General features: G+C 45.4%; 7 protein-coding genes and 2 pseudogenes. 6 read left to right on the forward strand and 3 right to left on the reverse strand.

All coding sequences use genetic code 11. The features are described 5' to 3' along the window. Positions 1–2: 2 nt before the first annotated feature. The 3 genes from H8S54_RS07945 to murC form a co-directional block, all read right to left on the reverse strand. The gene (locus H8S54_RS07945; protein ID WP_021925977.1) at positions 3–989 is read right to left on the reverse strand and encodes an ATP-binding protein; all 987 of its coding nucleotides are present in this window, start codon (positions 987–989) and stop codon (positions 3–5) included. Positions 990–1,003: 14 nt separating this feature from the next. Beyond that, positions 1,004–2,149, reverse strand: a complete 1,146-nt coding sequence (locus H8S54_RS07950; protein ID WP_021925978.1) for a DnaD domain protein — start codon at positions 2,147–2,149, stop codon at positions 1,004–1,006. A 381-nt stretch (positions 2,150–2,530) separates the two neighbouring features. Continuing rightward, the gene (murC, locus tag H8S54_RS07955) at positions 2,531–3,910 is read right to left on the reverse strand and encodes a UDP-N-acetylmuramate--L-alanine ligase (RefSeq protein WP_117854575.1); all 1,380 of its coding nucleotides are present in this window, start codon (positions 3,908–3,910) and stop codon (positions 2,531–2,533) included. A 279-nt stretch (positions 3,911–4,189) separates the two neighbouring features. Between murC and H8S54_RS07960 the strand changes: the two genes are divergently transcribed. The 6 genes and pseudogenes from H8S54_RS07960 to H8S54_RS07980 all read left to right on the forward strand — a co-directional run. Beyond that, entirely contained in the window at positions 4,190–5,467 is a 1,278-nt protein-coding gene (locus tag H8S54_RS07960; protein ID WP_186901229.1) for a glucose-1-phosphate adenylyltransferase, read from the forward strand. Then, the gene (glgD, locus tag H8S54_RS07965) at positions 5,464–6,582 is read left to right on the forward strand and encodes a glucose-1-phosphate adenylyltransferase subunit GlgD (RefSeq protein ID WP_021925981.1); all 1,119 of its coding nucleotides are present in this window, start codon (positions 5,464–5,466) and stop codon (positions 6,580–6,582) included. Before H8S54_RS07960 ends, glgD begins: the two co-directional genes overlap by 4 nt. 53 nt (positions 6,583–6,635) lie before the next feature. Continuing rightward, on the forward strand, positions 6,636–6,908 hold the full coding sequence (gene spoVG, locus H8S54_RS07970; protein WP_021925982.1) for a septation regulator SpoVG: 273 nt from the start codon (positions 6,636–6,638) through the stop codon (positions 6,906–6,908). Between the two features lie 199 nt (positions 6,909–7,107). Continuing rightward, entirely contained in the window at positions 7,108–8,421 is a 1,314-nt protein-coding gene (locus tag H8S54_RS07975) for a PcsB-like coiled-coil domain-containing protein (RefSeq protein ID WP_117854570.1), read from the forward strand. Positions 8,422–8,488: 67 nt separating this feature from the next. Next, positions 8,489–8,689, forward strand: a pseudogene (locus H8S54_RS18925) (DUF6783 domain-containing protein); the annotation flags it as partial. A 253-nt stretch (positions 8,690–8,942) separates the two neighbouring features. Beyond that, positions 8,943–9,313, forward strand: a pseudogene (locus tag H8S54_RS07980) (hypothetical protein); the annotation flags it as partial.

Below are 9,313 nucleotides of genomic sequence, written 5' to 3' on the forward strand. Positions count from 1 at the left end.
CTTTACTTTCCTCCTAAAAAAATTTTCTGAATGCGGATGTCCTTTCCCACAAGTTTGGTCATGCGGTAATTGCTGGCAATGCGGGAAAAGGTTCTCTCAGAATACGTAGCTGAGAAATCTTCCAGTTTCAGGTTTGTGGAAATAATCGTGGATTTTTTGCGCATGATCCGCTCATTGATGCACAGGAAAAGCTGTGAGGATACAAAGCTGTTGGTCAGCTCCGTTCCAAGGTCATCAATGATCAGCAGGTCACAGTCAAAAATCAGTTCATCATCGGGAGTATCATTCTTCCTGGAAAATGCAGAGCCCGCAAGAAAATCAAAAAGATCAAATGCGGAAAAATACAGCACGCAGTGTGCACTCTCCAGAAGCTCATGCGCAATACAGTGGGAAAGAAAGGTCTTGCCCACACCGGTATCGCCGTAGAAAAACAGATTCTCAAAGGTATTGTCAAAGCCAGCAACAAAGTCCTTCGCAAGATTGTAAGCACGGCGGGCGGTCTCGCGTTCTGTGAGCCCCGTTGAATCATTTGTTATTGTATCAGAATAAAAGGCAAATGAAAAGTGGTCAAAGTTCTCTTTTTCAAGAATTTCTTTCAAATTTGACTGGGTATACAGAAGTTCGATCTCTGCTTTTTTGAAACAGGAGCATTTCTGGCTGCCTACATATCCCGTATCCTGGCAGATGGGACAGGTGCAGGGCATCTCCAGATAATCCGCCGGATAGCCAGAAGAAAGCAAAAGAGCAGTCCTCTCCTGGGAAAGAAGGGCGATATCATTGCGCAGATCATCGATGCCGCTCTCCTGGCGGTTGATCAGGGCACGGACCTTCCTTGCGCTTAAGGTGGCAACCTCCTCGTCAATCTCCCGAAGGCGGGGAATCTTCTCGTAGGCCTCTGCCTGGTGTTCCTCCTGAATGCGGCGGTTCTGGGCCTGTCTTCGATTATATTCACGCATAATGGTATCGTACTGGTAATTCTGTAAAGGCATGTAAATTTCTCCTTCTAGTTGGTGCTGTTATTCAGGAGCTTCTTCTCGTATTCTGCGAAATCGTAATCCCGCTGGTGGAAATTATTGAAGCGGTTGGTGGCCTTTGGCAGCGGAGCTGGTGTCTTGGCTGCCTTTTCCAGCTTGCGCTTCTGGTGCTGGGCATCCTGAAGGCGTACATCCTCCAGGGTACGGATCTTCTTCTTACTCCAGCTTTGCAGGATCTTGTCTGCATATGGGAAGCTGGGCTGTCCGGTCTGAAGAACCGTGCGGGAACAGGCCTCCTGGATCAGGTCCATGGTAAAGCCGTACTCTTTGGTCCAGGTGTTGATCAGGGCAATCTCTGTGTCGGCAGGATTGCGGTTGGTAATTCCCATGGCTTTGAGAACGGTGAAATATTCTTTGCTGTAGCGGGAGGTGGAATCCTTGGCCATTTCTACGGTTGTGATTCCCTCCTCCTTCCATGCCATGGCTACGGTCTCAATATAACGGATGCTGCGGTGATCCCGTCCCACACAGTACTCGATCAGATAATCAATAAGATCCACAGACATATGCAGCTCATCATAGAAAAACAGGATCTTGCGGGTCTCCGTAGGGGTAAGGGTCTTGCCCAGATACTGCTCCGCAATGTAAAGCAGCTGGACAATATCTTCGTTCTGCTTCAGCTCCTTCACCCGGTCCGGGGTAAGATGCCTGCTCTCGGAAAGGGGCTTGGAAGGAGCGGGTGAAGAGGAAGAAGATCCAGTTCTGTCAGGGACCGGGAATGCAGTGTCCTGTGATGAGACAGCAGCCGCATTCTCTAAATTTGACAGAGGATTTTCCTGGACAGGGAAATCCTGCTCTGCATTTACAGAAATTTCATCTGCCTTGTTCCGCGGTGTCAGAAGTGTAATCCCCGTCAGCGCATTTCCTTCATATATAAGAGAAACCAGTTTCTCATTCTCCCAGTATTTCAGTGCACGGAGAATATCACCCTCTGTACAAAGCAGAGAATCTGCCATCTGGGAAAGCCCGAAGGCTTCCTGGGGGCTGCCAAGCATGCGCAGCAGATAAATATATACTTTTACAAATTCGCCGCCTGCTCTTGGCATAAAACGGTCGATAAAAACATTGGATAAAACAGTGACATCATTTGCCTCTGTACTATGTAACGTGATCATGTGATATTCTCCTTGCGGTTGTTGTCTGCATTATAGCACAACCTTTTTTAAAAGAGAATAGAATATTTTTCCGCCGGAATGTGTGTGGATTACAGTGTGGATAATGTGGATAATGTGGAAATCAAGTTGCGCATAATGTTTATGGGAAACCTGTAACCTCTTGAAAAATAAAGAAAAATAGCAATTCGTGTCGAACTCTGTCGTAATATTATGTTAAGTGGATTATGCACAAAAGAATCCACATGCAGCACAATGTGAAAATGTGCATAAGCATGTGGATAATGTGGATAACTAAAAAGAAGCTTGCAAATACAAGCTTCTTTTGATGTGGATAACATTTTTATATTTTATTGCTGGAACCGGCGAAATACCGTACAAATCTTATTTGCCAAGCAGCTGCTCCCCGATTTTCACAACATCTCCGGCACCCATTGTGATCAGCAGATCTCCAGGAGCGCAGTTGTTCAGAAGATAAGTCTCGATCTCGTCAAAGGTAGGGAAGTATTCGCATGGAGTACCCAGCTCTTTAATCTTCGCCTGAAGATCCTCGGAAGAAATTCCAAGAGTATCGGTTTCTCTTGCCGCATAAATGTCAGCCAGAACTACATGGTCAGCCAGGGTAAGTGCCTTGGCAAACTCTGGAAGAAGTGCCTTGGTACGAGTATAAGTGTGCGGCTGAAAAACGCACCACAGCTTCTTGTGGGGATAATTGTGTGCTGCGTTTAAGGTTGCCTGGATCTCTGTGGGATGATGTGCATAATCATCCACAATGGTAACGCCTGCCACTTCACCCTTGTACTGGAAACGGCGGTCTGTACCTGTGAAGCTTCCAAGTCCCTTCACGGTAACCTCGTCCGGGATCTGAAGAAGCTGTGCCAGTGCAATCGCAGCCAGTGCATTGGAAACATTGTGGCTGCCCGGAACCTTCAGATAGAAGCTTCCGGCTTTCTTACCATCCTTCATAACGGTGAAGGAAGCGTGACCGTATTTGTCATAGGTGATATCAGCAGCCTGATACTGTGCGTCGTGCTCCAGGCCGTATGTAATGACCTTGCAGGGAAGTCCTTCGATAATTTCCTCATAGCGAGGTGTGTCCGCATTGATGATCAGGGCTCCGTCAGATGGCAGCAGCTGGGCAAATTTGCGGAAGGAATGACGGATGTCGTCAATATCCTTGAAAAAGTCCAGATGGTCTGCGTCAATGTTCAGGATAATGCTGATCTTCGGGAAAAAGCTTAAAAAGCTGTTGGTATACTCGCAAGCCTCTGTGACAAAGGTCTCAGACTGTCCTACTCGGATATTTCCCCCGATGGACGGAAGAATTCCGCCAACGCTGATGGTAGGATCTGCGTCTGCCTCCAGAAGAATCTGGGAAATCATAGAGGTAGTGGTAGTTTTGCCATGAGTTCCGGAAACAGCGATCGGTGTGTCGTAGTTACGCATGATCTGTCCAAGAAGCTGGGCTCGGGTAAGCATAGGAATGCCTTTTTCCACTGCGCAGGCGTATTCCGGGTTGTCAGGATGGATGGCTGCAGTGTAAACCACAAGCTCTACATCGTCTGTAATATTGGAAGCGCGCTGTCCGTAAAAAATACGTGCACCCTTCTTCGTAAGAGAATCCGTAAGGGGGCTCTCCTTGGCATCAGAACCGGATACCTTGAACTCCTCACCCAGAAGGATCTCAGCAAGTCCGCTCATGCTGATTCCGCCAATACCGATAAAGTGAATATGAAGCGGTTTATGAAAGTCTATCTGATACATATTAATCTCCTCATAAAATGAATGTGACAGCTTCCCATAATGAGAAAACTGCGTTTTTATTTTCATTTATTATACCCCGAACCATGAAAAATGAAAAGTATTTCTTTCTTCCTGTACAAAATATCCAAAAGCAATAAGCCAAATTCGAATGCTGTCGAAAAAACATGTACAATAACGATAAAAAAAGTAAAATGAGACCAAAAAAATTGTAATAAATGTTCACTAAACAGGAGAAGTATGGTATAATGATAAATCATAACTACAACAAGAGGTGATAGCATGATTAAAAAAGAAATGATTGCCATGCTCTTAGCCGGCGGCCAAGGCAGCAGACTTGGGGTACTGACAGAAAAAGTGGCCAAACCAGCAGTAGCTTTTGGAGGAAAATACCGTATCATTGATTTTCCATTAAGTAACTGTATTAATTCAGGAATTGATACAGTAGGAGTTCTGACACAGTATCAGCCTCTGAGACTGAATACCCATATCGGTATCGGTGTTCCGTGGGACCTGGACAGAAATGAAGGCGGCGTAACCGTACTTCCACCTTACGAGAAGAGCACAAACAGCGAGTGGTACACAGGAACAGCCAATGCCATTTTCCAGAATATGGCGTATATGGAGCAGTACAATCCTGATTATGTGCTTATCCTTTCCGGAGATCATATATATAAGATGGATTACGAGGTTATGCTCGACTTCCATAAGGCGAACAAGGCAGATGTGACCATCGCCTGTATGCCGGTACCTATTGAGGAAGCCAGCCGTTTTGGTATCATGGTAACAGATGAGACCTTCCGCGTAACGGAATTTGAAGAGAAACCGGAGCATCCAAGCAGCAATCTTGCTTCCATGGGTATTTATATTTTCAGCTGGTCGGTTCTTAAAGAAGCTCTTTATGCATTGAAGGATCAGCAAAGCTGTGATTTTGGTAAACACATTCTTCCATACTGTAAGGAAAAGGGACAGCGTCTTTTTGCTTATGAGTACAACGGCTACTGGAAAGACGTAGGAACTCTTGGCTCCTACTGGGAAGCAAATATGGAGCTTATCGATATTATTCCGGAGTTCAATCTTTATGAGGAATTCTGGAAAATCTACACCAAAGGCGATATTATCCAGCCGCAGTATATTTCCGAGGAGGCTGTTCTGGACAGATGTCTGATCGGCGAGGGCTCTGAAATTTATGGCGAGATACATAATTCTGTAATCGGGCCGAACGTTGTAATCGGTAAAGGAAGCGTAATTAAGAATTCCATTATTATGCGAAATACAACCATCGGCGAGAATGTAGACATGGACAAGGCTATTGTAGCAGAGGATGTAACCATCGGCAATAACGTGGTTCTTGGCTGCGGCGAGGAAGCACCAAATGTGCTGAAGCCTGCTGTATATGCATTTGGCATTGCGACCATAGGAGAAGGCTCCGTGATTCCGGACAATGTTAAGATTGGAAAGAACACGGCGGTTTCCGGCGTGACCAAAGCGGAGGATTATCCGGAGGGCATTCTGGAAAGCGGACAGGTAATTGCAGCAAAGGACGGTGACAAAGCATGAGAGCGATTGGTATTATTTTAGCTGGCGGTAATAACAACCGCATGAGAGAATTATCAGATAAGAGGGCAATTGCAGCAATGCCGATTGCCGGAAGCTACAGAAGTATAGATTTTGCCCTTAGCAATATGGCAAACTCCCGCATCCAGAAGGTTGCAGTACTGACCCAGTACAATGCCCGTTCCCTGAATGAGCATTTAAGCTCCTCCAAGTGGTGGGATTTCGGAAGAAAGCAAGGCGGTCTTTTCGTATTTACACCTACTATCACCAAAGAAAACGGTTTCTGGTATCAGGGAACCGCAGATGCTATTTATCAGAACTTAAGCTTTTTGAAAAACAGCCATGAACCTTACGTTGTAATCGCTTCCGGTGACTGCGTTTACAAGATGGACTACAACAAGGTTCTGGAATATCACATTGCGAAACGCGCTGACATTACCGTTGTGTGCACCACATGCCCGGATCCGTCCGAGGTAGAGCGTTTCGGTGTTCTTCGCATGAATGAGGACTGCAGGATTGAGGAGTTCGAGGAGAAGCCTATGGTTTCCCCGTACAACACCATTTCCACAGGTATCTATGTGATCCGAAGAAGACAGCTGATCGAGCTTATCGAGAAAGCTGCCCAGGAAGGTCGCAATGATTTTGTAAAAGATATTCTCATTCGCTACAAGAATCTGAAGCGAATCTATGGCTACAAGATCGACAGCTACTGGAGCAATATTTCCACTGTGGAATCCTATTATAAGACCAACATGGATTTCCTGAAGCCGGAGATCCGCAACTATTTCTTCAAGCAGGAGCCTGGAATCAAGACCAAGATCGATGACCTTCCGCCAGCCAAATACAACCCTGGCGCAGTGGTGAAGAACAGTCTGATCTCCAGCGGCTGTATTGTAAACGGAGTGGTTGAGAATTCCGTTCTGTTTAAGGATGTATTTGTTGGAAACAACTGTGTAATTAAGAATTCCGTAATCCTGAACGATGTGTATCTGGGGGATAATACACATATCGAGAATTGTATCGTAGAGAGCAGGGATACCATCCGTGCCAACTCTTATTACAGCGGCGAAGGAGAAGTGAAGATCGTCGTAGAGAAAAACGAAAGATATACCTTATAATAAAAAAGACTTCAACCGCAGCAGAAGCGGTTGAGAGGAAAGGGGCAGCAAAAATGAACATTACAGATGTACGGGTGAGAAAGGTTGCGAAGGAGGGAAAGATGAAAGCCGTAGTTTCCATCACCATTGATGAAGAATTTGTAGTACATGACATCAAGGTGATTGAGGGCGAGAAGGGACTTTTCATCGCAATGCCAAGCCGCAAAGCAACCGATGGAGAATACCGGGATATTGCACATCCCATCAATTCTTCCACTCGTGACAAGATTCAGACGATCATTCTCGAGAAGTATCAGGAAGCTGCTGCTGAGGAAGCAGCGGTATAATACAAGAGGTTTTTACACCCCGCATTTCTGGGAGAAATCCAGGAGATGCGGGGATTTTTTTATGCTGTAAATGCACTTATGACATTTTGGAAAATTCTTAAATATTACACAATTGTTACGAAATTTAAATAAAGTGTTGCAATAATTACAAAGTGTGTTATACTAAACCTAGAAAAAAGATAATGAGGTGTTTACATATATGAGATTTAAGAAAGTTTTTGCGTTACTGTTGACAGGAATTATGAGCGTATCCGCACCCGCTTTTGTATATGCATCTTCCACAGAAGAGCAGCTTGCAGACGTACAGGCCCAGAAGGAAGCCGCACAGGCAGATCTGGCACAGGAGCAGGCCAATATGGCATCCCTGGAGAGCAAGAAGCAGGAGCTTGAGAGCTATCTGGCAGAGCTGAATGCGCAGTATACAGAGCTTACCAACAGCGTGTCCGAGCTTGGAATCCAGGCAGCAGAGAAAGAGGACGAGCTGAAAACTCTTCAGGCACAGCTTGAAGAGGCCAAGGCCACATCCGACAAGCAGTACGAGGATATGAAGAAGCGTATTGTTTACATGTATGAGAATGGCAGTGCATCTATGCTGGAGCTGCTTTTATCCTCTCAGGATCTGGCGCAGTTTTTGAACCGTGCCGAGAATATTGCACAGATTTCCCAGTATGACCGTGATATGCTGGACAAATATAAGAAGCTTCAGGCTGACATTAAGGCACAGGAAGAGCAGGCTGAGGAGGAAGCACAGTCCATTAATGACCTTCTTGCGGAGAAATCCGCCAAGCAGCAGGAGGTTCTGGTACTCACTGCTAATACAAACGACAATATCCAGTCCTACATTTATCAGATCAGTGCCAGCCAGGACGAAATTAGTGCTCTGAACGCACAGATCAGCAGTGCAGACAGCAGCATCTACAGTCTGATGCAGGCTGCTGAGGCGGAGCGTGCGGCAGAGGAAGCGGCAGCAGCGGCTGCTGTACAGGCAGAAAGTGCTTCTGAGGAAAATTACGATAGTGCAGAGGATAACAGTCAGTCTGAGTCTTCTGAGGAAGATTACAGTGAGGCAGATAACGGCTATAGCGATTACAGTGAATCCGACAGTGACTACACAGAATCCGATGATTCCTACAGCGATTATGAGGATTCCTCTGACGACTCTTACACAGCGTCTTCCGATAGTACAGATAATTCCGAAAGTATATCCGAGAGCGGAAGCAGCTCTTCCTCTCAGGGAACCTATCTTGGCAACTTTACTCTGACCGCATACTGCAACTGTGCACAGTGCTGCGGAACCGCCGGAAACCTTACCGCCAGCGGAACCGTTCCTACAGCAGGCAGAACCGTTGCCATGGCAGGCGTACCATTCGGAACCCAGCTTCTGATCAACGGAACTGTATACACCGTAGAGGATCTTGGAACCCCTTACGGCCACGTTGACATCTACTGCGGCAGCCACTCCGAAGCTCTTGCATTCGGACTGCAAAGCGCAGACGTCTACAGACTGAACTAGAGTCTGTTTGAAAAATCATTCCCGCAATCTGCACGCCCCACTTTGCGGTATATTTTGCCCGAATTCAGTTGCCGTAGCCCGCTACGGCACCCTCATCCGGACAAAATCTCCCACAAATTGTGACGCACATCTTGCAGAAAGCCTTTTGGGGGCACGCTCTAACACAACCCAAACAAGCTCCGCCAGGTGCGATATGTTTTTATCATTTGAAACATATAGCCTTGCGGGGCTTTTTTTATTTAGGCATTTTTTTTGTATGCTTTTTTGAAAGAAGGTAAAAAGAGAAATATTGAATTATAAAATTTATTTTATATATTTTTAATATATTTTTTATTTCCAAAAAGCCCAGACTGTGCTAAGATAAACACAAAGCATATTTCTTTCAATTATCAAAGTGCGTTGGCACTATCTTGTATTATCTAAACACATTTCAGAAATCTATGCTTTTAATTCAAAAACATTTAAGAGCAGGAGATTTCGGAATAAGCGTGTTCAGGTCTCCTGGGAAAGGAGTACCTATTATGATGGAACTACAAGCTGGCAGTGGAGTACAGGAGGAGCAAAGCATCCTTCCGGCTGCAAACAAGAAGTACAAGGATACCATTTTTCGAATGCTTTTTTCAGATAAGAAAAATTTGCTGTCGTTGTACAATGCGTTGAACGGGAAAAATTACAGCGATTGTGACAAGCTGGAGATTGTAACATTGGAGAATGCCATATATATGAGTATGAAGAATGACCTGGCATTTATCCTGGATCTAGATTTATTTCTGTGGGAGCATCAATCTACGTACAATCCTAATATCCCGCTGCGTGATCTGATGTACATAGCCAAGGAATACGAGAAGTACATAAAAGAAAAAGGAATTTCTTTATACTCCAGCAGACAGCA

This window comes from Blautia segnis, from assembly GCF_014287535.1.
GTDB classification, from domain to species: Bacteria; Bacillota; Clostridia; order Lachnospirales; family Lachnospiraceae; genus Blautia_A; species Blautia_A acetigignens.

Excerpts from the sequence above, each read along its gene's own strand:
- H8S54_RS07945 (WP_021925977.1), bottom strand. The coding sequence starts at position 989 with ATGCCTTTACAGAATTACCAGTACGATACCATTATGCGTGAATATAAT.
- H8S54_RS07950 (WP_021925978.1), bottom strand. The coding sequence starts at position 2,149 with ATGATCACGTTACATAGTACAGAGGCAAATGATGTCACTGTTTTATCC.
- murC (WP_117854575.1), bottom strand. The coding sequence starts at position 3,910 with ATGTATCAGATAGACTTTCATAAACCGCTTCATATTCACTTTATCGGT.
- H8S54_RS07960 (WP_186901229.1), top strand. The coding sequence starts at position 4,190 with ATGATTAAAAAAGAAATGATTGCCATGCTCTTAGCCGGCGGCCAAGGC.
- glgD (WP_021925981.1), top strand. The coding sequence starts at position 5,464 with ATGAGAGCGATTGGTATTATTTTAGCTGGCGGTAATAACAACCGCATG.
- spoVG (WP_021925982.1), top strand. The coding sequence starts at position 6,636 with ATGAACATTACAGATGTACGGGTGAGAAAGGTTGCGAAGGAGGGAAAG.
- H8S54_RS07975 (WP_117854570.1), top strand. The coding sequence starts at position 7,108 with ATGAGATTTAAGAAAGTTTTTGCGTTACTGTTGACAGGAATTATGAGC.